General features: G+C 64.6%; 24 protein-coding genes. 17 read left to right on the top strand and 7 right to left on the bottom strand.

Annotation, left to right across the window (positions count from 1 at the left end; genetic code table 11):
* Positions 1-79: 79 nt before the first annotated feature.
* The 6 genes from RHOFW104R8_RS08935 to RHOFW104R8_RS08910 all read right to left on the bottom strand — a co-directional run bounded on the left by RHOFW104R8_RS08935 (position 80) and on the right by RHOFW104R8_RS08910 (position 3409).
* A complete protein-coding gene (locus RHOFW104R8_RS08935) occupies positions 80-325 on the bottom strand; it encodes a hypothetical protein (RefSeq protein WP_235604373.1) in 246 nt (81 codons plus the stop codon).
* Between the two features lie 249 nt (positions 326-574).
* Entirely contained in the window at positions 575-1129 is a 555-nt protein-coding gene (locus RHOFW104R8_RS08930) for a peroxidase-related enzyme (protein WP_068093959.1), read from the bottom strand.
* Positions 1130-1888, bottom strand: a complete 759-nt coding sequence (locus RHOFW104R8_RS08925; protein WP_068093963.1) for a haloacid dehalogenase type II — start codon at positions 1886-1888, stop codon at positions 1130-1132. It lies immediately after the preceding gene.
* Positions 1875-2294, bottom strand: coding sequence for a hypothetical protein (locus tag RHOFW104R8_RS08920; RefSeq protein ID WP_068093967.1), 420 nt, complete (start codon positions 2292-2294; stop codon positions 1875-1877). The genes RHOFW104R8_RS08925 and RHOFW104R8_RS08920 overlap by 14 nt, the downstream gene beginning before the upstream one ends.
* Before the next feature lie 122 nt (positions 2295-2416).
* Complete coding sequence (locus tag RHOFW104R8_RS08915) at positions 2417-2737, bottom strand: EthD family reductase (RefSeq protein ID WP_068093970.1); 321 nt, start codon at positions 2735-2737, stop codon at positions 2417-2419.
* Positions 2738-2851: 114 nt separating this feature from the next.
* Entirely contained in the window at positions 2852-3409 is a 558-nt protein-coding gene (locus RHOFW104R8_RS08910) for a carboxymuconolactone decarboxylase family protein (protein WP_068093972.1), read from the bottom strand.
* Between the two features lie 139 nt (positions 3410-3548).
* Here RHOFW104R8_RS08910 and RHOFW104R8_RS08905 point away from each other — a divergent pair, with 139 nt between their 5' ends.
* From RHOFW104R8_RS08905 to RHOFW104R8_RS08825, 17 genes are all read left to right on the top strand, one after another.
* On the top strand, positions 3549-4403 hold the full coding sequence (locus tag RHOFW104R8_RS08905; protein ID WP_068093975.1) for an AraC family transcriptional regulator: 855 nt from the start codon (positions 3549-3551) through the stop codon (positions 4401-4403).
* 185 nt (positions 4404-4588) lie between these two features.
* Positions 4589-4948: an acyloxyacyl hydrolase gene (locus RHOFW104R8_RS08900; RefSeq protein WP_068098852.1), complete on the top strand. Its 360-nt coding sequence runs from the start codon at positions 4589-4591 to the stop codon at positions 4946-4948.
* Positions 4949-5265: 317 nt separating this feature from the next.
* Positions 5266-5547 (top strand): DUF427 domain-containing protein, encoded by a 282-nt coding sequence (locus RHOFW104R8_RS08895; protein ID WP_068093981.1) that lies wholly within the window; start codon positions 5266-5268, stop codon positions 5545-5547.
* Between the two features lie 25 nt (positions 5548-5572).
* A complete protein-coding gene (locus tag RHOFW104R8_RS08890; protein WP_068093983.1) occupies positions 5573-6997 on the top strand; it encodes a patatin-like phospholipase family protein in 1425 nt (474 codons plus the stop codon).
* Positions 6987-7373 (top strand): hypothetical protein, encoded by a 387-nt coding sequence (locus tag RHOFW104R8_RS16935; protein ID WP_235604372.1) that lies wholly within the window; start codon positions 6987-6989, stop codon positions 7371-7373. Before RHOFW104R8_RS08890 ends, RHOFW104R8_RS16935 begins: the two co-directional genes overlap by 11 nt.
* Before the next feature lie 68 nt (positions 7374-7441).
* Complete coding sequence (locus RHOFW104R8_RS08885) at positions 7442-8059, top strand: DUF6969 family protein (RefSeq protein ID WP_235604371.1); 618 nt, start codon at positions 7442-7444, stop codon at positions 8057-8059.
* A gap of 260 nt (positions 8060-8319) precedes the next feature.
* Positions 8320-8616 (top strand): DUF2282 domain-containing protein, encoded by a 297-nt coding sequence (locus tag RHOFW104R8_RS08880; protein ID WP_068094061.1) that lies wholly within the window; start codon positions 8320-8322, stop codon positions 8614-8616.
* An 8-nt stretch (positions 8617-8624) separates the two neighbouring features.
* Positions 8625-9491 carry a DUF692 domain-containing protein gene (locus RHOFW104R8_RS08875; protein WP_068093989.1) on the top strand — a complete coding sequence of 289 codons (867 nt, stop codon included), beginning with the start codon at positions 8625-8627 and terminating at the stop codon, positions 9489-9491.
* Positions 9484-10251 (top strand): DUF2063 domain-containing protein, encoded by a 768-nt coding sequence (locus RHOFW104R8_RS08870; RefSeq protein ID WP_235604370.1) that lies wholly within the window; start codon positions 9484-9486, stop codon positions 10249-10251. The genes RHOFW104R8_RS08875 and RHOFW104R8_RS08870 overlap by 8 nt, the downstream gene beginning before the upstream one ends.
* Positions 10248-10745 (top strand): DoxX family protein, encoded by a 498-nt coding sequence (locus tag RHOFW104R8_RS08865; RefSeq protein WP_068093995.1) that lies wholly within the window; start codon positions 10248-10250, stop codon positions 10743-10745. The genes RHOFW104R8_RS08870 and RHOFW104R8_RS08865 overlap by 4 nt, the downstream gene beginning before the upstream one ends.
* 141 nt (positions 10746-10886) lie before the next feature.
* A complete protein-coding gene (locus tag RHOFW104R8_RS08860) occupies positions 10887-11396 on the top strand; it encodes an RNA polymerase sigma factor (protein ID WP_068093997.1) in 510 nt (169 codons plus the stop codon).
* Positions 11397-11489: 93 nt separating this feature from the next.
* Entirely contained in the window at positions 11490-13631 is a 2142-nt protein-coding gene (locus RHOFW104R8_RS08855; RefSeq protein ID WP_068094001.1) for an FAD-dependent oxidoreductase, read from the top strand.
* Positions 13632-13840: 209 nt separating this feature from the next.
* Positions 13841-14821 carry an arsenosugar biosynthesis radical SAM (seleno)protein ArsS gene (arsS, locus tag RHOFW104R8_RS08845; RefSeq protein ID WP_068094007.1) on the top strand — a complete coding sequence of 327 codons (981 nt, stop codon included), beginning with the start codon at positions 13841-13843 and terminating at the stop codon, positions 14819-14821.
* Positions 14818-15882: a methyltransferase domain-containing protein gene (locus tag RHOFW104R8_RS08840; protein ID WP_068094010.1), complete on the top strand. Its 1065-nt coding sequence runs from the start codon at positions 14818-14820 to the stop codon at positions 15880-15882. Before arsS ends, RHOFW104R8_RS08840 begins: the two co-directional genes overlap by 4 nt.
* A gap of 10 nt (positions 15883-15892) precedes the next feature.
* Positions 15893-16603 carry a glycosyltransferase gene (locus RHOFW104R8_RS08835; protein ID WP_068094066.1) on the top strand — a complete coding sequence of 237 codons (711 nt, stop codon included), beginning with the start codon at positions 15893-15895 and terminating at the stop codon, positions 16601-16603.
* Positions 16600-17292 (top strand): DUF2064 domain-containing protein, encoded by a 693-nt coding sequence (locus tag RHOFW104R8_RS08830; protein ID WP_235604369.1) that lies wholly within the window; start codon positions 16600-16602, stop codon positions 17290-17292. Before RHOFW104R8_RS08835 ends, RHOFW104R8_RS08830 begins: the two co-directional genes overlap by 4 nt.
* Positions 17289-18380, top strand: a complete 1092-nt coding sequence (locus RHOFW104R8_RS08825; protein ID WP_068094017.1) for an inorganic phosphate transporter — start codon at positions 17289-17291, stop codon at positions 18378-18380. The genes RHOFW104R8_RS08830 and RHOFW104R8_RS08825 overlap by 4 nt, the downstream gene beginning before the upstream one ends.
* 115 nt (positions 18381-18495) lie before the next feature.
* Here RHOFW104R8_RS08825 and RHOFW104R8_RS08820 read toward each other — a convergent pair whose 3' ends face one another.
* Positions 18496-21795 (bottom strand): TonB-dependent receptor domain-containing protein, encoded by a 3300-nt coding sequence (locus tag RHOFW104R8_RS08820; protein WP_082823573.1) that lies wholly within the window; start codon positions 21793-21795, stop codon positions 18496-18498.
* Positions 21796-22109 lie beyond the last annotated feature (314 nt).

Genomic DNA, 22109 nt, shown 5'->3' with positions numbered 1-22109 from the left:
GCCTGCCGGCTGGATAGGGTGGATGGCATGTGCCGTGCGGCCAGCCCTGTGCATGTGGATCCCGATTTTCGCGACGAGGTCACCCGGCCTCGTCAGAGTCTGATCCGACCTGTCGAGAGATCAGGCCGAGGTTGGCCACGGTAAACGGGGTCAATACATTCATGGCGATCTTGATCGCCAACGGCAGATCCCAAGGCCCGGCCAGCAGCTGCCCACCGACATTGAAAGCGCTCAGCCAGATCCCCACGAGCAGAGCCACCATGCAGGTTCGTTTCAGATGGGGCGGATGCAGCACGATTGCCCGGGTTCGGCGCAGGGTGATCATGATCCTGTTCATCCGGCGATCCGACATGGAACGATGCGCGATGGCACGACGTGGGCGAGCGGCCATGGCGGCGACGGAACCGGAAGGCGGTCGGACATCATGCAGTATTCCTCCGGATCGACATGTCGTTTGCGGAACATTTTCCGTGTTCCGGGCCACAGCCGCCAGCTCAGGGCGGGGCGTGCCGATCGGGGAGCGGTGCGCCCCGCGGGGCATCATGGGTCCGTGCACCGGCGGCGGGCGATTCTCTCATCTGGCGTAACCTGCAACCTCTTGCGCGTCGGCTTCGACGCCCAAACCCAACGCGATCCGGTTGACGAAATTGAAATAGGCGGTGACCAGGTTGATGCGCAGTATTTCCGCGTCGGTTAGACCTTCGGCGCGCAACGCGCCTACCTGTTCCTCGTCCATCGTCGAGGGAGAGACGGTGAGCCTGCGCGCGTAAAGCAGCATCGCGCGCAGCCGCGGCGCAGCGAGCCGGTCCGGCGCGTCGCGCACCGTAGCCAGCATCCCTTCGTCCTTCTCGTAGCATCGAAGCGCCTCCAGATGGTGCGCCACGCAGTAGGCGCAGCCGTTGGCGGCCGAAACCGTGACCGCGATGGCCTCACGCTCGCGCCGGCTCAACGGACCGGCCGAGAACATCAGGTGCATGTAGAGATCGAGATGATGCTGCAGCCCACCCGGGTCGAGGCTGTGCGCGCCGAGGATACGTGCCACCTTGCCGCGCTGCGCCTTCACGGCATCATAGATCTGCCGCAGCGGGCCTTGCGCTTCGCTGTCGGGGATTTCGCTGATCCAGCCCATTCAGGCGCCCTTTTGTCCGGTGTTGCGGATGGCATCGACGGCGGTCGAGGCTTCGATACGTGCCAATGCCTGACCAAGGCCGGACACCGCCGGTACATCCATCCAGGGGTATTCCCGCGGCAGTCCGGCGCGGTTGATCCAGAGTGTGCGCCATCCGCACGATGCGGCACCGGCCGCGTCCCAGCCGTTGGACGAATGGAACGCGATGGATGACGGGACTGCCCCGAACGCCTTCGCGGCTGCGGCGTAGACCCGTACATCGGGCTTGAACATCTCCAGTGCATGCACCGAGTAAACGATGTCGACCAGATCATCGAGACCGGCCGCAGTCAGCGCCGTGTTCAGCATGGCCGTGGTGGCATTGGAAAATACCGCCACGGGCAACCCCAGGCGACGACAGGCGCCAAGCGCCTCGCGCACGTCCGGATAAGCATCCAGCTTCCGGTAGGCGTCGAGCAAAGCTTGCCGAACCACGCTGTCGCGGCGACCGAACGAGGCCAATGCATGGTCGAGCGCCTCCTCGGTGACCTGCCAGAAATCGGCGTACCGCCCCATCAGGCTACGCGTCCAGCTGTATTCAAGCTGCTTCTGTCGCCACAACGTTGATATGCGTTCGGCGTCCGGGCCAACGATCCCGGCCAGGCGGGCCATGGCCGAATGCACGTCGAACAGGGTTCCGTAGGCGTCGAAGACCGCGATGGCCGGAGGTGCTGTGTTCACCCTCTGTACGTCAGGAATATCGTGGTCATGGATGGGCATGGCGGACACCGTCGACGGTAAACCCATCGCTGTCGCGCAGCAGGTACAGCGCCACGCACGCTGCCAGCATGGGCCATGCCGTGAAGAACAGCAGGTTGGCGCCTTCGTGGGGATGCAGGTACTGGTGCCACGACGACAGCGTGGAGCCCGCGTGCAAGAGCACTACGGCGCCATAGGAGAAACGGCGCAAAATCCCCATGACGAAGGCCAGCAGGAGCAACAGTTCAAGCGCGCCCAGGATGGTGAACGCCGAGGCACCTAGTCCTGCCACGGCGTAGAAGCGCTCGAATACACCGGCGGCGTGCCCGGGCCGGATGAACTTGTCCAGGGCCCACATCAGCATCACCAGGAACACCGTCAGCCGCAACCCAAGCAGGGACAGGCTCAGACGATTCGTGAAGTTCATGGGATGGCTCCTCGGCAGGTAGATGTATCGGTAGAGTGCGGCGGAGCACGGCTTCGTTGCCGGGCACCTCGAATAACCGTTTTTGCGCGTCATGCCTGATTCCACCGGGTGGAACGGTCCTCCTAGCCCCGCTCCACCAGGACTTCGCTGATCTGGATCACCGGGGCAACATCGGTGAAGTTGCGCAGATCTTCCAGCAGTTCGGCGGCGTGCGGCCCGAAGCCGTCCTGGAACGCCTCCACCGAGTCGCAGAAGATGTGGCTCATGCCGAGATAGGTCGGTGCCGTATCGGGCGATCCGCCGGCCAGCCCTTTGTCGATCGAGTAGTACCTGCAGCTCTCGCCCATGCGGCGCTTCACGAGGGGCATGTGTGTCTCGCGGTAGTACGCATGGTCGAACCTGGCTCCAGGGGCGTACGGGTACATCACGCTTGCTTTGATCATTCGTGCTTCCTAGGAAGGGCGGGCAGTGCGGCACGCGCGGATGGCACTGCCCAATCGGAGTGGTGGCGATCGGGTTGACCGACCTGTCCACATAACGGCGTTCGGGTACCGCGCTTACGCTGGGCGATGCCAGGCTTCGCTGGAGAATTCCTTGTTGGTCAAGGTCCCGGTCAAGTGGTTGGCGTAGTTGCTCAGCGTCTTCATGCTGACGCCCAGCACGACTTCCAGCGCCTGCTGATGGGTGAACCCGGCCTTGAGAAAGGCTTCCAGCGGCGCCCCCGCGACCCAGCCGCGCTCCTTCACCATGCTGCGGGTGAACGAGGACAGCGCCTGCAGCCGCGCGTCCGGCACCGTGGTGCGGTTTCGCAACGCATCGACGACGCCATCGGGAGCCTTGGCCACCTTGCGCGCGATCATCGAGTGGGCGGCGACGCAGAATTCACAGCCGTTCTCCACGCTGGCGGTCAACAGCACCACCTGGCGTTCCACCGGGTTGAATGACGTCTTGTCGAACTGCGAAGACAGGCCGAAATAGGCCTCCAGCGCCGCTGGCGCATTGGCGAGGTTGGCATACAGGTTGGGCACGAAGCCCATCTGCTTTTGCACGCCCTGCAGCAGCGCGCGCGCCGCCCCGGGAGCCGTGTCGGGAGTTTGCAAGGTGAATTCGCTCATGGGTCATACTCCTTGGTGGTTGGATGTGCGGCCGATCGGATGTCGCGTCGGCCCCGGGCATACTTTGACAACCGGCCGGGGCGGCAGCCATGCCCGCAGCGCGCGCATGCTTGTCCCTGCGTCTTGATCTGGAGCTGCCGTGGACGAACTGAGCGAATTGATGCGCCATCTGCGCCTGCAGACACGCGTGTTTCATCGGACTGCCCACTGCGGGCAGTGGACCCTCGACGGTGAGTACGAGCGCAAGGCGATGTTCCATCTGGTGGCTGGTGGCTCCTGTGTGCTGCGCACGGACGATGGCGCGGCCGACGTGGCGCTGCAGGCCGGCGACGCGGTGTTGTTCATCCGCCCGCAGGACCACTGCCTGATCGCTCCGCGTGACGCTGACGACACCGTCGGCACGCTGCTGTTGTGCGGTTACTTCGAGTTTGACTCGCCACTGGCCGAAGTGTTGCTGGCTTCATTGCCGGCGCAGATGCTGCTTCGACACAACCCGACGCCGGAGAATATGGCGTCCGGAGCGCCGGCGGCGCTGCTGCAGTTGATCATCGCCGAGGCCGAGCAGAACGGCCCCGGCGCCATGCTGCTGATGGACAAGCTGTCCGATGCGCTGTTCATGTACGCACTGCGACAGTGCGTGACCTCGGGCACCGTGGAACGGGGGTTGTTGAGCGCGATGTCCGATCCTTCCCTGGGTGCGTCGCTGCTGGCCTTGCATCATGATCCGCAGCATCCCTGGACGGTTGCCGCCCTCGCCGACACCGCACATTTGTCGCGGGCCGCGTTCGCGCGACGGTTTGTCCAGGCGGTCGGGGTCACTCCCATGGACTACGTCACCGGCCTGCGCATGCAGCAGGCACAGTCGGCGCTGGCCGAGCGTGGCGTCAGCGTGGCCGAGGCGGCGGTGATCGCCGGCTATGCGACGGAGGCCGCGTTCAGTCGCGCCTTCAAGCGCATTCACGGGCGTTCGCCGGGCGCCTCGCGGTCGTCGTGAGGCGCCAATGAATCCGATGGGTGGTTTGCCTGCTCTATGCGGGTGAGGGCGTTGCACAGCGGCAGAGGGAGTTCACCGCCATCCCCCCGTGCTCACGGACTGTGAATTCCGAGCCTACCGGACCCGCTGTGCGCGCCCTCGCCCATCGTCGGTCGTCTGATCGCGCTGGCGGGGCCGGATACTCGATGCACGATGGACTGGGTACCACGCGCTCATGGAAAGGCCTCGAAGTGCAGCCCGACATGGGACTCTCCTACGTGGCGGCCCGCCGGCACCAGGGAGGAGATTTCGACCGCAGTGTCTGGGTTGCTGCGGCAGGCATTCGTCTGCCGGAGCTCTGGCACCACATGTTTTTCAGCTTTCAGCTGGGGGCAGCGGCGCCACGGACGAAAGCCTTGAGCAGCACTCAGCAATTTGTGAGTTCGTTGGGCTGGTCCCGGCACGGCTTCGCCATCCTGATAAGGCATGTCTCCAACGGCGGCACCCGGAAGCCGAATCTCGGCGAGACGATGCTGCTGGTCGGCGTGGACATGAAGACGCCATGACGAAGCGCATGAACCGTCGCGGCGCCGATACGTGAAGATTCTTCGTGATCTGCCCGCCGTGGTGAATCCTTTTGCTTGCCCGTCGACTCTACGAAGCAGGCTTCGCCTCTTGGCCGGGTGGCGAGGGCCATCCTTCGGATTACTCGCCTGCCGGCCGGTATGCTGCCGGCGCGGGAATCTTCCGATCTGATTTGAGGTGGTTGCGTTCGTTGGAAGTACGAGTGCGCCTGGCGTTGCCGGGAAGGATCAAGGTGCATATGCCATCCAGCAGTGGACCGTGGGCGCCGAATGGTGCGCCGTCAGCGAGGAGAAGTGTCATGCGTGCAGTGTGGAAAGACACCGTCATTGCAGAAAGCGCCCATACGATCGTGGTCGAGGGCAACCACTACTTCCCGCGCGAATCGCTCAAGCGGGAGAACTTTCGCGAAAGCGACCACCATTCGGTGTGTCACTGGAAAGGTACGGCCAGTTACCTGGATGTCATCGTCGAGGGTGACATCAACTCCGACGCGGCCTGGTACTACCCGGATCCGAAACCGGCGGCTGCCGAAATCCGCGGTCACGTCGCGTTCTGGCGAGGGGTCAAGGTGCAGTCCTGAAAGGGGACATGCGCAAGAGGGCATCATGGCGGATTCAGGTGAAGGGCCTGCCAGGAGGGACGCGACGCATGACTTGTTGCGCGGCCTGTCCAGACTCTTGTTGCTCGGCTTGCTCCTGGCCGGGCCGACGGGTTGTGCGACGCGCACGTGGAATACCCGGATCAAGCCGGTCGGAGTGGAGGATCGCTACGAGTTCGGGACGCGCTTTCCACACGCCATCCGCGATACCTTCGTCGTACTCGCTTTTTCCGGCGGTGGTACCCGTGCGGCCGCCTTCAGCTATGGCGTGCTGGAAAAATTGCGCGATACCGAGGTGATGGCAGGAGGGCAACGGACGCCCCTGCTGAATCTGGTGGACGTGATCACGTCGGTTTCCGGCGGGAGCTATACGGCGGCCTACTACGGCCTGTTCGGCGACCGCATCTTCCGTGACTTCCGGTTCCGGTTTCTGTACCGCGACTGGCAGGGCGAACTGCTGGGCCTGTTGTGGCGCCCCGATCACCTGCTATCGATCGCCGGTCGCCATTACAGTCGCAGCGACCTGATGGCCGCCTACCTCGATCGTACTTTGCTCGAAGGGAAGACCTTCGCCGATATGTCGCCGGCCGGATTGCCGATGATCATCCTCAACGCGAGCGACCTGAACAACGCCACGACGTTTTCCTTCATCCAGCAGCAGTTTGATTTCCTGTGCTCGGACCTGTCCACCTATCCGGTGGCCAACGCGGTGATGGCGTCGGCCGCCGTACCGGGGCCGTTTGCGCCGATCGCCCTGCGCAATTACCCCGATTGCCCGCAACGCCACCAGTCGTGGGTGACCGAGTCACTGGCGCATGACGACATGCTGGACCGTCGCTACGCCGTAGCCCGCGCGCTTTCGCGCTACGACGATCCGCAGCAGATGCCGATCCTGCGCCTCGTCGATGGCGGCGTGACCGACAACCTCGGCGTGCGTGGTTCGATGATGAGCCCTGTCGCGCAATATGGTGATGTGCCGAACATGGCGGGTGCGTTCACGCCGGAACAACTGCACCGCGTGCGGCACGTCCTGGTCATCGTCGCCAACGCGCAGGTCTACGCGCCCTATGCGTGGTCGGTGGAGGGTCGCGCACCGGGTCTGATCAATACGGTGCGCGCCTCATTCGATGCGTCACTGGGCATCCTCAACACCGAAACCGTCTCCCTCGCCAAGAATGGCTTCCTGATGTGGGCCCGGCACGTCAGTGCCATGCGCCCACCGGGCGAACCCGGGGTCAAGGTCGATTTCGCCGTACTGACGTTCAACCAGATCGCCGACCCCGCCGAGCGGCAGCGCTTCAATGCGATGCCGACCGCCTTTCATCTGCGCTCCGCCCAGGTGGATGCCCTGCGCGCCCTGGCGGGGCAGTTGCTCGGAGAGTCACCGGAATTCCAGTCGTTCCTGCGGGATATGCGGCGCGATGAGCATTGATGTTCGTTCGAGGTTTGAATCTTTTCGTCGCAAGGCCGCCTCTCTCCTTCGAGACCAAAAAGTCTCTGCCTTGTTTCGACACCTCAACCTGGAGATCCCTATGAAAAATTCCTTGAAGCTGGCTTCGCTGGCCGCCTTGACCGCCGCCATCGTCGCCCTTCCTGTTGCGGCGACCAGCATGGGCGGCGCCCAGGAAACCTGCCATCCCGCGTCTGGCATGGCCGCGTGCGGCGCGAAGTGCGCAGGCAAGTGTGCTCCGAACAAGCGCCACGCCATCAAGAAGCATGCCTCCATGCACGCGAAGTGCGGTGCCCAAAAATGTGCGCCGAAGTGCGGTGCCCAAAAGTGTGCGCCGAAGTGTGCGGCCCAGCACTGATGGCCTCCGCGCCTGGCCGGCGATCGCCGAACCCGGCCGCGCGCCGGACAGGGCTCGCCGGCCGGCGCTTGCTCGACACGTACGCGGTACTCGCGACGCGCGGCGAACACCTGCTGCACGATCTGCTCGGGGGCCAGGTGCCTCGCCAGTGGCAGCATTATCCCGAGGACGATTCGATCGACCCGGACGGCGGCTACCAGTGGTTCTACCACTCGCATTCGCCGGAGGATCGGCCGGCGGCTGCCGAGCACGGCCATTTCCACCTGTTCGCCCGCCGCCCACTCTGGTCCCGGCGCATGCAGTCAAAGGCGGAGCGGACCTTTGCGGCCTTGACAGGCAACCCCGGCAGGCAGGTCGCCACGCGGCACTTGCTGGCCATCGGGATGGATGCCAAGGGGCTTCCGGTCAGCCTGTTCACGGTCAACAGCTGGGTCACCGGCGACCTGATGCTCAGCGCATCCGCCACCGCGCGGATCCTCGCCGACATGCGCCTGCGCACCGGCCATGATGCGATCGACACCGTGCTGGAGTGCGTCGTCGCGCTCTGCATGGACGAGATCCGCATGATCCTCGGAGCGCGTGACACGATGCTGTCCGCCTGGAAAGGGCGTGCGGTACTCGAGGACACCCGGCTGGAAATCCTCTCTCACCAGGCCATCGCGCTTGACGCGAAGCTCAACGCGTAGCGCCGTCGGACCAAGGCGACGAGGGGTGGATTGCCGCGGGCAGCGGAATCACTTCGATCGTTTGCGGCGTCCGCGGGGACCGTCGCGATGGAACCCCATGGGTCGACTTGCGGCTCCCGCAAAGTGCGCGGCATTCGAACCGATGCATCCGATTCACGAATGCACGGCGAACCGGGTTCCGGGCGAATGAATCCTTTCGCCTGATCAGGTGCTCTATGGGTTGCCGGAAAGATCCGGTTCACTCTACGGAGATGCGCATCATGAACAGCCAGAACCTGCTGAAAACGGCCCTGGTCGGCGCCCTGACGCTCGGCGTCGCCGCGATGGCCACTGCTGCGCCGGCACCTGCCGGTGCCGGCGGCGCGAAAGCCGGCGACATGGGCATGACCAAGTGCTACGGCATCAATGCGGCCCACAAGAACGACTGCAAGTCGCCGGGGCATTCCTGCGCCGGCCAGGACAGCAAGGCGCGCGACCCGAGCGCGTTCGTCGCGGTACCGGCCGGCCTGTGCGAGAAGATCGACGGCGGCTCGACCAGTCCGGCCGACAAGGGCTGAGCAACGCGATGAACCCTGTGCTGCCCTTCGTGCAGCGACCGGTCCCGGCGGCTGCCGGGATCGGGTTGCGCGCCCCGCACATTGAACGCGTGCTGGCCGAGCGGCCACCCGTACCCTGGTTCGAGGTGCACAGCGAGAACTATTTCGGCGCAGGTGGCGCCATGCACGCCGCGTTGGAGCGCATTCGTGCCGACTATCCGCTGAGCCTGCACGGCGTCGGCTTGTCATTGGGCTCGGCCGATGCCCTCGACCAGGCGCATCTCGCCACCTTGCGCAGACTGGTTGATCGCTACGAACCGGCGCTGGTTTCCGACCATATTTGCTGGGGGGCGTTCGGCGGCGCGCACATGAACGAACTGCTGCCATTGCCCTTCACCGAGGAAGCGCTGGCGCTGATGGTTTCGCGGGTGTCGCAGGTACAGGAGGCGCTGGGGCGCGAGTTCCTGGTAGAGAACGTGTCGAGCTATCTGGGCTTTCGCGACGCGGACATGCCGGAGTCCGCGTTTGTGGCGGAATTGGTCCGTCGCAGCGGTTGCGGGCTGTTGCTGGACGTGAACAACATCTACGTCAACAGTATCAACCACGGGTTCGACCCCCATGACTATCTGCGTGCCATGCCGCATGCGTCAGTGCGCGAAATACACCTGGCCGGCTTCATCCGGAAGGGACATCTGCCCGTTCCCATGCTGATCGACAGCCATAGCCGGCCGGTGGCCGACGAAGTCTGGGCCCTTTACGGCGAGGCGCTGGAGCTGTGCGGTGCGCAGCCTACGTTGATCGAATGGGATCAGGACATTCCCGAGCTGGAAGTTCTGCTGGCCGAAGCCGGCCGGGCCGAGGAGAGGCTGCATGCCTGCCGCACCGCGATTGCGTGAGCTGCAGCGAGGTTTCGTCGACGCCCTGCTGGGGCGAGGCGACGCCGCGGCAACGTGGGTCGATGGTGCCGGACTCGAGCCTTCGGCGCGATTGCGTATCTACCGGCACGCGGTGGCCGGAACCCTGACGGCGGCCTTGCGCGACAGCTATCCCACCGTGCTGGCCCTGGTCGGCGAGGCGTTTTTCGAGGCCATGGCGGAGCGCTATCGACTGCAGCACCCTTCGACCTGCGGCAACCTGCAGCAGTTCGGCGGCTCGCTGGCCGGGTTCATCGCCACCATGCCGGAGGTGCGGGCGCTGGGCTATCTGGCGGATGTGGCGCGCCTGGACTGGTTGCGCCAGGTCGCTGCCCTGGCACCCGATGCCGTGTCCGTCAGTGCCGCCATGGGTGCCGACGCGGCCGCGGTGGCGCCGGACCGGCTGCGCGTCCGCCTGCATCCGAGCCTGCAGAGGCTGCGCAGCGATCACGCCGTACTGACGATCTGGCACTGGTGCCGGATGCCGGATGGACCAGCACTGAAACTCGAGGGCAACGGCGAACATGTGCTGCTGTGGCGCGACGGCGGCGACGTGGCGATGACGACCGTCGATCCGGCCACCTTCCGCTGCATCGAGGCGCTGGCCGATGGGCGTGATATGGCGTCGGCTTGTCGGGTGGCATCCGAGGTGGACGACGGCTTCGATCCGGAACCCTGCCTGCGGGATCTGCTTGCGCAGGGGTTGATCGTGGCATTTATCGACGAGGAGAGCGGGACATGAACAAGTTTCTTGCCTGGACAGGGGATCGCTATGAGCGACTCGTCCACGTGTTTTCGGGGCTGGGGCCGCTCGCCCTGCTGCTGTTCCGGGTCTGGGTGGCGTTGGCGTTCTGGCGGGCCGGCGTGGTGAAGTTCGAAGATCCCTCCGGCACGTCCTACCTGTTCAACAACGAGTATCACGTGCCGCTGCTGTCCGGCGACGCTGCGGCATTCCTCGGCACCTGGATCGAGTTGATCCTGCCCTGGTTCCTCCTGTTGGGGCTGGGCGGGCGACTCACCGCCGCGTTCTTGTTCATCTACAACATCATGGCGGTGACTTCCTATCCCGATCTGTGGCCGCACGGTTTCTGGACCGGGCTGATGGGTAGCGATTTCAACGACCACAAGATATGGGCCCTGATGCTGCTGGCCCTCGTGGCATGGGGGCCGGGCAGCCTGTCGCTCGATCGGTGGCTGGTGAGGTTCTGGCCCATCGGTCGCCGCCCGGCCCTTTAGGCCAGACCCGGATGTGTTTCACCGCGGCGTGGCGGCTCGACGCCGATTTTGAATCCTTTCGGGTATTGGTTCCCTCTATAGGGTGAATGTGGTAGGGCCATTCCTGCACCACATCATCGAGCTGCCATCGCGAGGTGCCCCATGCAACATGACCCCATACTGCTGGAATCCGCACGTCAGGGCGACCTCGCTGCCGTGGAGAAGCTGTTGATTTTGTGCCGTCCCGGCCTGCGCCGTATCGCCCAGTCGCAATGCGCGAGCAGCGTGGATCCGGACGATGCGGTGCAGGAATCACTGCTGTTGATCTACCGACGCATTGGCGCGTTGCGCACGATCTCTGCGTTCCCGGCGTGGACGTTTTCGATCGTACGACGGGAATGCCAGCGGTTGCTGCGTTCGATGCGCGGGCAGGTCGAACTGCCGGAGTCGGATCACCCCATTTTCACTTACACCGACCGCTTCGATCTGCGCCGCGATCTGGCGGCCGCCATCCAGTCGTTGCCGGACAAGTATCGCGAAGCGATAATCCTGCGCGATTTCGAGGAATTTTCGATTACCGAGATCGCCGACCGGCTGCTGCTGACGCGCCAGGCAGTGAAGAGCCGCATTCACCGCGGTCGCCAGATGGTCCAGGAGTATCTGAAGGATTGAGTTGCCCCGCGCCGCCCCAGCGCATGGCGGAGAACTCCATGAGCGCCGGTCGGTCGTGTTGACGCCATTCGGTTTCCTTCGGTCATTCGACGCATGAAAAACAAGACCACGCTCATCCGGTCACTGATTCTCGTCGGGCTGCTTGGCGTGGTAGTCGCCTTCTTCGCGCTGGGTCTGCAGCATCAGTTCAGTCTGGAGGCGCTGAAGGGCCGGCAGCACGCGCTGGATGGCTATCGCCAGGCCCATCCGGTATCCCTCGCGGCAGCCTTCTTTCTTGTGTATGTGGCGTTTGCGGCCTTTTCGCTCCCCGCCGCGACGTTGCTGACGCTCGCGGGCGGCGCCTTGTTCGGGCTGCTGGAGGGCACGTTGCTCGTATCTTTTGCCTCCAGCATCGGGGCGACACTGGCGTTCCTGGCCAGCCGCCTCGTATTCCGCGATGCCGTGCAGCAGCACTTCGGCAAACGCCTGCATGCGATCAACGAAGGCATCCGGCGCGAAGGCGGGTTGTACCTGTTCACGCTGCGGCTGGTTCCGGTGATTCCCTTCTTCGCGGTCAACCTGCTGATGGGGCTGACCATGTTGCCAACGCGCACGTTCTACCTGGTCAGTCAGGTCGGCATGCTGGCGGCGACGGTGGTCTTCGTCAATGCGGGTACGCAGTTGGCTGCGCTGCAATCCATGTCGGGTGTCCTGTCGCCCCGGATGCTCGGATCGCTTGCGCTGCTTGGCGTATTTCCGCTGCTGTCACGATGGATCGTCGCCCGCATGAAAGCCTGCCGGGCCTATGGGCGCTGGCCGAAACCGAAGCGGTTCGACCGCAACCTGGTAGTGATCGGCGCGGGTTCGGCGGGGCTGGTCAGTGCCTACATTGCCGCGACGGTGCGCGCGAAGGTCACGCTGGTCGAAGAGCAGGCGATGGGGGGCGATTGCCTCAACACCGGCTGCGTGCCGTCCAAAGCGCTGATCCATGCCGCCCGGATGGCGGCGCAGGCACGTGGTGCCGCGCGGGCCGGTGTGGAGACGGGCCAGGTGCGGATCGATTTCCGGGCGGTCATGGAGCGCGTGCGGAAGGCGGTGGCCACGGTGGTGCCGCACGATTCGATCGAGCGGTACCGTGCACTGGGTGTCGACGTGCGGCGCGGCCACGCGCGCATCGTGTCGCCCTGGGTGGTGGAAATCGACGGCGAGCCGATCAGCACGCGCGCCATCGTGATCGCTTCCGGTGCCGAGCCGCTGGTGCCTCCGATTCCAGGCCTGGCCACTTCGGGCTATCTGACCTCGGAGACGCTGTGGCAGTTGCGTGAACTGCCCCGGCATCTGCTGGTACTCGGCGGCGGGCCCATCGGTTGCGAGCTGGCGCAGGCCTTTGCGCGGCTGGGGTCGGCCGTGATCCAGGTCGAGGCCTTCGACCGTCTGCTGCTGCGCGAGGACGACGAAGTCTCCGCCTTCGTGCAGGCCCGACTGAGCGCCGATGGGGTGGACGTGCGCATCGGCCACAAGGCCGTAGCCGTCGAGCCGCTCGGCGATGGGCATGTGCTGGTGTGTGAGGCCGGAGACCAGCGCGCACAACTGTATTTCGACACGTTGCTGGTGGCGGTGGGTCGCAAACCACGCACGGCTGGCCTCGGCCTGGAGGCACTGGGCATCGCTGCCGCGCCCACGGTGCCGACCGACGCGTACCTGGCCACGCTGTATCCCAACATCCATGCCTGCGGCGATGTCGCCGGCCCGTACCAGTTCACGCACACCGCCGCGCATCAGGCCTGGTATGCCACCGTCAACGCGCTATTTGGCCAGTTTCGTCGCTTCCGCGCCGACTACTCGGTCATTCCGGCCGTCACCTTCGTCGATCCCGAGGTGGCGCGCGTCGGCATCAACGAGCGCGAGGCGCGGGAACGGGCGACCGCTTACGAAGTCACCCGCTACGAACTGGACGAGCTGGATCGCGCCATTACCGAGGATCAGGCGCACGGCTTCGTGAAAATCCTGACCCCGCCCGGCAAGGACCGCATCCTCGGCGCGACCATCGTCGGCCAGCATGCCGGCGAGATGCTGGCCGAGTTCGTGCTGGCCATGCGCCACGGGCTTGGCCTGAACAAGATCCTGGGCACCATCCACGCCTATCCGACCTGGGCGGAGGCGAACAAGTACGCCGCCGGCAACTGGAAGAAGGCGCATGCGCCCGAGCGGGTACTGGGCTGGCTGGCGCGCTATCACGCCTGGCGGCTGAAGTGAGCCTGCCGTGATGTGTCGAAGGGTCCACCTCCACATGTTCGCCGTTCCGATGCTGCCCGGCGTAGTGGCGGTGACTGAGCCGATGCCGTCGAGCGCGTCGACATCGTTGCTCCAGCGTCTTGTGGCGGCGTCGACGCGACTCGTGCAGGACACCATCGACCCGGATCGTTGGCGAATGGCCCAAGCATACTCAGTGAGGCATATCTAACGTGAACGCTGTTCTTGCTTTGTCACTGCCATCGTTTGCCCGCACCCTGCGGGAGCATGGGCTGGCGTTGCCGCGCCTGCCGCTGGAAATCCTGCAGGTCAACGTCGGCAAGCTGTGCGACCTGGCCTGCCAGCACTGCCACGTCGAGGCGGGCCCCAAACGCACTGAAATCATGCAGGCGGCAACCGTTGATCGCATCCTTGAACTGATGGCTCATGCGCCTGCGGTGCACACGCTGGATCTGACTGGCGGCGCGCCCGAGCTCAACCCGCATTTCCGCACCCTGGTGCGCGAGGCGCGCGCGCTGGGCAGGACCGTGATCGACCGTTGCAACCTGACCGTACTGTTTCGCCCGGGACAGGAGGACACCGCGGAATTCCTGGCCGCGCAGGGCGTCAAGGTGGTCGCTTCGCTGCCGTGCTACAGCAAGGCCAACGTTGAAAGGCAGCGCGGTCAGCATGTGTTCGATCCCAGCCTGCGCGCCCTGCGCCAGCTCAATGCGCTCGGCTACGGCCACGCTGGCTCCGGGCTGGAACTGGATCTGGTCTACAACCCGTTGGGCGCCAGCTTGCCCCCGGCGCAGGCGGTACTGGAGACAACCTACCGGCGCGAACTGGCCGAGCACTTCGGCATCGTGTTCAACCGCCTGTTCACCATCACCAATATGCCGATCAAGCGTTTCCTGCATCTGCTGGAACGCGAGGGTCGTTACGAAACCTACATGCACACCCTGCTCGATGCGTTCAACCCGCAGGCCGCGCCGGGCGTAATGTGCCGCAACCTGCTGTCGGTGAGCTGGGACGGCCAGTTGTACGACTGCGATTTCAACCAGGCGCTGGACCTGCCGCAGGGTGGCCGGCGGCGCAGCATCTGGGACATCGCGGGGCTGACGGACATAGAACGCGAGCCGATCGCTTTTGCCAATCATTGTTATGGCTGCACCGCCGGTGCGGGCAGCTCCTGTGGAGGATCGTTGACATGAACATGGACCTGGAACACGAAATCGGCGGCGCTGCCGAAGAGCAGCAATCGGCGGTGCGCCGCTATTACGGCGAAACCCTGCAGTCCAGCAACGACTTGCGCACCGCGGCGTGCTGCAGCATCGATGCGATACCCGTACACCTGCGCGCGATCCTGGCCCAGTTGCACCCGGAAGTACGCGACCGTTTCTACGGTTGTGGCTCGCCACTGCCGCCGGCGCTGGACGGCATGACGGTGCTGGATCTGGGGTGCGGCAGTGGTCGCGATGCTTACCTGATGTCGAAGCTGGTCGGCGAGCGGGGTCATGTCATCGGCGTCGACATGACGGCGCAGCAGCTGGTCGTCGCCGAGCGGCATCGCGACTTTCACGCGCAGGCCTTTGGACATGCCCGTTCCAATGTCACGTTTCGTCTGGGCGATCTGACCGACCTCGCGGCAATCGGCGTTGCTGACGCGTCGGTCGATGTGGTGGTATCCAATTGCGTGCTGAACCTGGTGCCGGACAAGCGCCGCGCATTTGCCGAGATCCTGCGTGTGCTCAAACCCGGCGGCGAGCTGTATTTCTCCGACGTCTACAGCGACCGCCGGCTGCCGCGCGAGCTGCTGGCCGATCCGGTATTGCTCGGTGAATGCCTGGCCGGCGCGCTGTACGTGGAGGATTTTCGCCGCCTGCTGGGCGAACTCGGCGTGGCCGACGCACGGGTGTGCGTGCGCAGCCCGATCGCACTGACCGACGAGGCGATCGAGCAAAAGATCGGTTTTGCCCATTTCGAGTCGATCACCTGGCGGGTTTTCAAGCTGTCGCTGGAGGATCGCTGCGAGGACTACGGCCAGTCTGCGACCTACCTCGGCACAATACCGGCGCATCCGCACCGGTTCGCGCTGGACGACCATCACCTGTTCGAAAGCGGCAAGCCGTTGCGGGTCTGCGGCAACAGTGCCGACATGCTGGCCGGCAGTCGTTACGCGGCCCATTTCCGCATCGACGGCAACAAGCGCCGGCACTTCGGCCTGTTCGACTGCGCACCGGCCGCGTCAGCGAACACATCGACCTGTTGCTGACGCGATGCCGATGAACACTCGTCATCGCGGTGATCGACGCTCGCTGTCGGTGGTGGTGCCGTTGGCCCCCGGGGAGACCGAGTGGCAGGGCCTGCTGCTGCAGCTGGCGGCCTTGCCGGCCGGCAGTGAAGTGATCGTGGTGTGCGCCGACGACGAATCCCGGCCGCCGCCGAAAAGCTGGCCTGCACGGCTACGCTATCGCGAGTGTCGTACCGCACCGGGCCGCGCGCGGCAGCAGAATCTGGGCGCGCGCCTGGCCAGTGGCTACTGGTTATGGTTCCTGCATGCCGATTCTCGCCTGCGCTCCGACACGCTATGCGAACTGCAACGGTTCATGGCCGAGGATGCCGACGCGCTGGGCTGGTTCAAGTTGGCCTTTCGCCGCGATGGCCCACGGTGGACCGTATTGAACGCCATCGGCGCGAATTGTCGTGCCCGCTGGCTCGGACTCCCGTTCGGCGACCAGGGGCTGGTATTGCCCCGGCATCGGTTTCAGGCCCTGCATGGGTTCGATGAGCTGGCCCGCTATGGCGAAGATCACCTGCTGGTATGGGCAGCACGCCATGCTGCCATCCCGTTGCGCCGGATTCCCGCCTCACTGGAAACCAGCGCGCGCAAATACGCCCGGCAAGGTTGGCTGTCCACCACCCTCAGGCACTGGCGGCTGACTGCGGCCCAGGCATGGCCGGCATGGCGCGAGCTGCGCAGAAGGCGGGCATGACACCGGCGCTGGCCATTTTCGTCAAGACGCCCGGGTTCTCGCCGGTGAAGACGCGCCTGGCCGCCACGATCGGCGCGGCGCAAGCCACGCATTTTCATCGGCTGGCTGCTGCAGCCACGGCTGCCGTGGCGCGCAGTTGCCGGCCGGCGCTGGTTCCGTATTGGGCGGTTGCCGAAATCGAACCGGCGGCGCACCGGATGTGGTCGGGTTTTGCGCATGTCTGGCAGGGAGAGGGCGGCCTTGGCGAACGCCTGCACCATGTCTATAGCGAGCTCCAGGCTCGCCACGGGCGCGTACTGCTGATTGGCGCCGATGCGCCGCAGCTGACGCCGGCCTTGCTCGGGCGTGCGCTGGCCGTACTGAATGCCGGGGACAGTCCGTTCGTGCTGGGCGATGCCGCTGACGGCGGTTTCTGGCTATTCGGCGGCCGCGAACCAGTCGACCGCAACGCCTGGCTCAGCGTGCTCTATTCACGGCCGGATACCGCCATGCAGTTGCGCGATGCATTGGCGGCGCGCGGCCATCTCGGCACTTTGCCCATGCTCGCGGATACCGACGACGCAGCGGATTTGCCCGTACTGATCCAGGCACTGGCGGCGCTGCCCGACCTGCTGCCGGCACAGCGCACGCTGCACGCCTGGCTGCTCGCCATCACAGATGAAACCTCGTTGGCGGGAGTCCATGCATGACCGTTGCCCTGTTCATTACCGTACTGCTGCTGGCCGCGACCAACGGCGCCAACGACAACTTCAAGGGCGTAGCCACCTTGTATGGCAGCCGCACCGTGGGTTATTGGGCCAGCCTTGGTTGGGCCAGTATCACCACGCTGGCTGGTTCGTTGGGTTCGCTCTACCTCGCCCAGACGCTGCTCAAGACATTTACGGGTGTCGGCTTGGTATCCCCCGACATCGCCGCGCAAACCGGCTTCGCCTTCGCGGTAGCAGGCGGTGCCGGCCTGACCATCACACTGGCATCCTGGCGCGGACTGCCCATCTCGACCACGCATGCGTTGATCGGTGCGATGAGCGGTGCCGGCCTGGTCGCCGCCGGGATGGACGTGCATTTCGCCTCGTTGGGCAAGAGTTTCCTGCTCCCGTTGCTGGCCAGTCCGCTGATCGCAATCGTTCCCGCGTTCCTCATCGCTCCGCTGACGCGCTGGCTGGCGGCACACGCGGCGAAGAAACGTGTCGATTGCCTGTGCGTCGAGCAGGGCGCGATCACCACATCCGAAGGCGTGATGGTGCGGGACACAGTCGTTCTGCGTGCCGGAAGCACGACGGAATGCGTCAACGACGGCACGCGCGTCTTCGTGCGCTTCGATGCCACCGGGGTGGTCAACGCGCTGCATTTCCTTCTCGCGGGCGCCGTAGGCTTCGCTCGCGGGCTCAACGACACACCGAAGATTGCCGCCCTGTTGCTGCCCATCGCATTGCTCGACAGCCACACGGCAGTGTTTGCCGTGGCGATCGCGATGCTGTTGGGGGGCCTGCTCGGCGCACGCAGGGTGGCTCGTACCATGAGCGACAAGATCACCCATCTGGACCTTGGCGCTTCGCTCGCGGCGAGCATGACGACCAGCCTGCTGGTCAGCACGGCGAGCTTCAATGGCCTGCCGGTATCAACCACGCATGTCGCCGTTGGTGCATTGGCCGGCGCGGGGGCCAGCGGGCCGAGCGGGGTGAATCGCAAGGTGGTTGCCGGTATCGCGCTCGCATGGGTGGTCACCTTGCCGAGCGGAGCCCTGTTCGGCGCGCTCCTCTATATGTGGGTGCGATAAACGCACTGGGCGCGTCGGTCGCGGGAGACGCTTTCAGCGTTGCCATGAAGCGGCTGTCGCTCGGCTCCGACTGCGCGTGGGGACACACAGCCGGAACCGGGACATGCGCCCTACTTCATATCTTGGCCTTGAAGCCGATGAAGTACGTGCGTCCCACGACATCGTAGGTCGCTGCATCCGTCAGCAGTGGTGCGCCCGCGATCCGCGGCGGGGCCTTGTCGGTCAGGTTTGTAACGCCCGCTGTGAGCATGATGTTGTGCGTCGCCTGCCAGTGAGCATCCAGGTCGAAGTAGTTGTAGGCCGGCACGCCCGGATAGCCGCTACCTGCACCGCCCATCAGGTCGGCCATCCCAGAGATGTAGCGCCAGTGCAGCGCCGCCGATACCGGCCCAATGGAGTAACCGAACGTCGTGTTCGCCTTCCACCTCGGATGCGACAGATCGGAGATGCTCGAGCCATCGGCGGCCAACGCCGTACTGGTATCGGCGATCGAGCCCGCGTAGTTGCTGGCCGCAACGCCGGGCACGCCGGAGATCGTCAGCGAGTGCACGTACGATAGGAACGTCTGCAGCTTCACCCGGCCACCGAGGGGTAGCCCCAGATCATGCAGCGGGAACCCCCAGTGAGCCTCCATGTCCACGCCTGTCGTGACATACGAACCGATGTTCTCCGAGGACTCCCGGCCAAGCGTGATAGCTCCGGTGTTCGGATCACGCGTGATCCGCTGGCAGAAGGCGTTGCTCTCCGAGTAGATCGGATTGGAGTTGTTTGCGTTGTAGCAGTTCTGCAGGACCGTATCGAGGGTCACGCCCGCGATCGCGCCCTTGATCGAGGTGTGGTAGTAGTCAAGGGACATGCCGATGTCACGCGCCATCGGCGCCTCGAAGTGCGGCGTCAGCACCCAGCCCAACGTGTAGGTATCGGACTTCTCCGGCTGCAGGCCGGTGTTGCCGGTGATGATGCCGTTCGCCGAATTGAGACCGTAGGTGAACGACGGATACACCGACGCGGGCACGCCCTGCGCCTGGCACAGTGCCGCCACCTGGCCGGCGTTCGGACCGCTGCGCTGCAGACTGCCGACTTCGCATGGATCGCCATTGATGCTGTCTTGCGCCTGCACGGTCGGGTTGTACAGCTCCTGCAGGCTTGGCGCGCGAATCGCGCGGTTGAACCCTCCACGAAACATCAACGCATCGTCAACCTGCCAGCGCAGACTCGCCTTCCAGGTGTTCTCGCCGCCGAACAGATCGTAATGCGAATAACGTTCGCCGAGGTCGAGCGAAAGGTTCTTCACGAACGGCTTTTCGCTCAGCAGCGGCACACTCAGCTCGCCGAACACCTCGCCCACATTCATCGAGCCACCCGTCGAACCGATCAGGTCGTATGACGGGGAAATGATGTCCGGAGGGATCGGCGAAGGCATCACGTTGAACGCCGGATTCAGAGCCGAATCGGCCTGGTAGTTGAACCGGTCAGCGCGGTAATCGACGCCGAATGCGGCCTCAACAGTCCCTGCCCACAGGTCCCCGAGGTCCCCGCTGACGGTGCCCTGGAAGTAATCCTGCGTGAGCACCATGTTGTTATGCGCGGTGCCCGTGACGTACGCCAGACAGCCGGGACTCAGCTGGTGGTTACCGAGTGGATTCCAGGCGTAACCGACGCAGTTGTTGCCATTGGAACCAACGTAGTTCGCCGTGCCGTACAAGACATTCTCGAGCGCCGGCAGATTGACGTTGTTCTGCTGATCGTTGTTGAAGTTGGTCTGGCCGTACGACGCGAACGCGTTCCACTTCCAGCTCGACCAGCCGAACCAGCCATTAAGTCCGGCGGTCAGCTGGTAGTTGTTGTAACGGAAGCTCTCGATGCGCGGCCCGAGCCCGGTCAACCAGGCTTCCATCTCGAGCGGCCCGGTGCTCGGGGAGCCGCCAGCGGTCGTCGCGGTGCGGGCATTGAGTAGGGACATCAGCGCCGCATTGCCCGTCACGAATGGATTGTTCTGCGGCACGTAGACGAACTTGCCAGGACCGGCGAACGCAGGGCCGTTGTTATCCGTGGCAGTCGATCTCATGAAGTTTATCTGCGCATAGGCCTCAAGGCCTTCGTTGATTTTGTAGGTGACCTTCGAGAACAGATTGAGGCGATGCGACGGGACCTGCACGAAGAAGTATTTCCCGAGGTAGTTCTTGATCGTCGTGCAGTTCGGGGAAATCGCGAGCCCCGGGATCTTGCCCACCGGCCCTTGGTAGTTCTGCACGCAGTTGCCCGGGGCGCGCGTGGTGAACAGGGTGCCGTTACTATTCAGACCGATGTAGCCACCGTAGTTGCCGGTGCCGGCGATCGGCGTCGTGCCCGGGTAGCCGGCCAGGATGGCGTTGACCGCGGAAACCGGAATATTTCCACCAAGCTCGCCGGCGCTGAAGATACCTTCCGGCGCGCGCGGCACGGCACGATTGAAATTCAAGGGGTCGGAAAAGAAGGTGCGGTCCGCACCGGTGATCGCATCGCGCTGGTTGTACTCGAGGTCGATGACCGCGTTGCCCTTGTTGTCCGCGAACTTGCTGCCCATGAGGACGCTGGCGCTGTTTTCCTGGCCACCGCCTTTGGTGCTCCCCCCAGTCTGGGCGGAGAGCTGGATGCCCTGGAAGTCCTGACGCAGGCGGAAGTTGACGACACCTGCTACGGCGTCCGAGCCGTACGTGGCCGAGGCGCCGCCGGTGATCACGTCGACGTTCTCGAGCAGCGCCATCGGAATCAAGTTCAGGTCGACGGCGCCGTTCGGGTTGGTCGGCACCAGGCGCTGCCCGTCGAGCAGTACCAAGGTGCGCTCGGCGCCGAGGCCGCGCAGGTCGGCGTAGGACTGGCCGCCCTGAAAGCCGGTGGCACCCTGTACGTCGCCGACCTCGCTCTGGCCCTGTGCGGCCGCGAACTGCGGCATCCGGCCGATCGCCGAATCGAGCGAGACCTGGCCGGCGGCGGCGATCTGGTCGATGCCGATCGTCGCCAGCGGGCTGGAAGATTCTTCGCTGCGGCTGTGGACCTGGATCAGGCTACCGGTGACCGTGACGGCTTCTAGCCGCTTGACTTTTGGCTGCTCGACGGGCGGCGCGACCGAGCCCGCCGCAGCGGGCGGCTGCGCGGCATCGGCAGCCTGAGGGACCGTCCCGCCCGCGGCCGCGGCGGCCAGGGAATCGCTGGTGAGGTCCGCGGCGTGCGCAGCGGCGGCGGTGGCCATGAGCCCCGCCACGATCATGAATATGGCGCGCGCGAGCGGCCGTTGTAGGAATGGTCGGGTGTGGGTACCCATACCCGATAGCGACTCTGGATCATCCACGAACTTAGGCACCGAGACAGACCGTGACGAAAATGCCGTCACAACCGGCAGCATCGCAGATGCGACGGTATGCTTGCTTTTCATGATTTAACCCCTTCCACGGTATGTCCGAATGGTTCCAGACGGGACACTACGATCAAAGATTCCGGTCGCCCGACAACGACAATCTGCTCCCCCGGTAACTTCGACTACACGAAACCAGTCGCCACCTAATAGCCGCTCGACCTAAAAGCAACCTGAAAATAAAATGAATTTTCGTTAAGGGAATTCGCCGGCATCCCATTTCGGGGCATCTTGATTTTTGTGCAATTTGTGGCGACCTGGCAGGCTGTTGAGAAGCACCGTCCTGCGTCAGACTTCATAGCCATGATCTATGGATGGTCGGCTTTGCGGCAGCC

It is taken from the genome of Rhodanobacter sp. FW104-R8, from assembly GCF_001617365.1.
In the GTDB taxonomy this organism is placed as follows: domain Bacteria; phylum Pseudomonadota; class Gammaproteobacteria; order Xanthomonadales; family Rhodanobacteraceae; genus Rhodanobacter.
This window is presented reverse-complemented; position numbering and strand designations above follow the sequence as displayed.

Coding starts and splice junctions, on each gene's coding strand:
- RHOFW104R8_RS08935 (WP_235604373.1), bottom strand. CDS start 325: ATGATCACCCTGCGCCGAACCCGGGCAATCGTGCTGCATCCGCCCCAT.
- RHOFW104R8_RS08930 (WP_068093959.1), bottom strand. CDS start 1,129: ATGGGCTGGATCAGCGAAATCCCCGACAGCGAAGCGCAAGGCCCGCTG.
- RHOFW104R8_RS08925 (WP_068093963.1), bottom strand. CDS start 1,888: ATGCCCATCCATGACCACGATATTCCTGACGTACAGAGGGTGAACACA.
- RHOFW104R8_RS08920 (WP_068093967.1), bottom strand. CDS start 2,294: ATGAACTTCACGAATCGTCTGAGCCTGTCCCTGCTTGGGTTGCGGCTG.
- RHOFW104R8_RS08915 (WP_068093970.1), bottom strand. CDS start 2,737: ATGATCAAAGCAAGCGTGATGTACCCGTACGCCCCTGGAGCCAGGTTC.
- RHOFW104R8_RS08910 (WP_068093972.1), bottom strand. CDS start 3,409: ATGAGCGAATTCACCTTGCAAACTCCCGACACGGCTCCCGGGGCGGCG.
- RHOFW104R8_RS08900 (WP_068098852.1), top strand. CDS start 4,589: ATGCACGATGGACTGGGTACCACGCGCTCATGGAAAGGCCTCGAAGTG.
- RHOFW104R8_RS08895 (WP_068093981.1), top strand. CDS start 5,266: ATGCGTGCAGTGTGGAAAGACACCGTCATTGCAGAAAGCGCCCATACG.
- RHOFW104R8_RS08890 (WP_068093983.1), top strand. CDS start 5,573: ATGGCGGATTCAGGTGAAGGGCCTGCCAGGAGGGACGCGACGCATGAC.
- RHOFW104R8_RS16935 (WP_235604372.1), top strand. CDS start 6,987: ATGAGCATTGATGTTCGTTCGAGGTTTGAATCTTTTCGTCGCAAGGCC.
- RHOFW104R8_RS08880 (WP_068094061.1), top strand. CDS start 8,320: ATGAACAGCCAGAACCTGCTGAAAACGGCCCTGGTCGGCGCCCTGACG.
- RHOFW104R8_RS08875 (WP_068093989.1), top strand. CDS start 8,625: ATGAACCCTGTGCTGCCCTTCGTGCAGCGACCGGTCCCGGCGGCTGCC.
- RHOFW104R8_RS08865 (WP_068093995.1), top strand. CDS start 10,248: ATGAACAAGTTTCTTGCCTGGACAGGGGATCGCTATGAGCGACTCGTC.
- RHOFW104R8_RS08860 (WP_068093997.1), top strand. CDS start 10,887: ATGCAACATGACCCCATACTGCTGGAATCCGCACGTCAGGGCGACCTC.
- RHOFW104R8_RS08855 (WP_068094001.1), top strand. CDS start 11,490: ATGAAAAACAAGACCACGCTCATCCGGTCACTGATTCTCGTCGGGCTG.
- RHOFW104R8_RS08840 (WP_068094010.1), top strand. CDS start 14,818: ATGAACATGGACCTGGAACACGAAATCGGCGGCGCTGCCGAAGAGCAG.
- RHOFW104R8_RS08835 (WP_068094066.1), top strand. CDS start 15,893: ATGAACACTCGTCATCGCGGTGATCGACGCTCGCTGTCGGTGGTGGTG.
- RHOFW104R8_RS08830 (WP_235604369.1), top strand. CDS start 16,600: ATGACACCGGCGCTGGCCATTTTCGTCAAGACGCCCGGGTTCTCGCCG.
- RHOFW104R8_RS08825 (WP_068094017.1), top strand. CDS start 17,289: ATGACCGTTGCCCTGTTCATTACCGTACTGCTGCTGGCCGCGACCAAC.
- RHOFW104R8_RS08820 (WP_082823573.1), bottom strand. CDS start 21,795: ATGAAAAGCAAGCATACCGTCGCATCTGCGATGCTGCCGGTTGTGACG.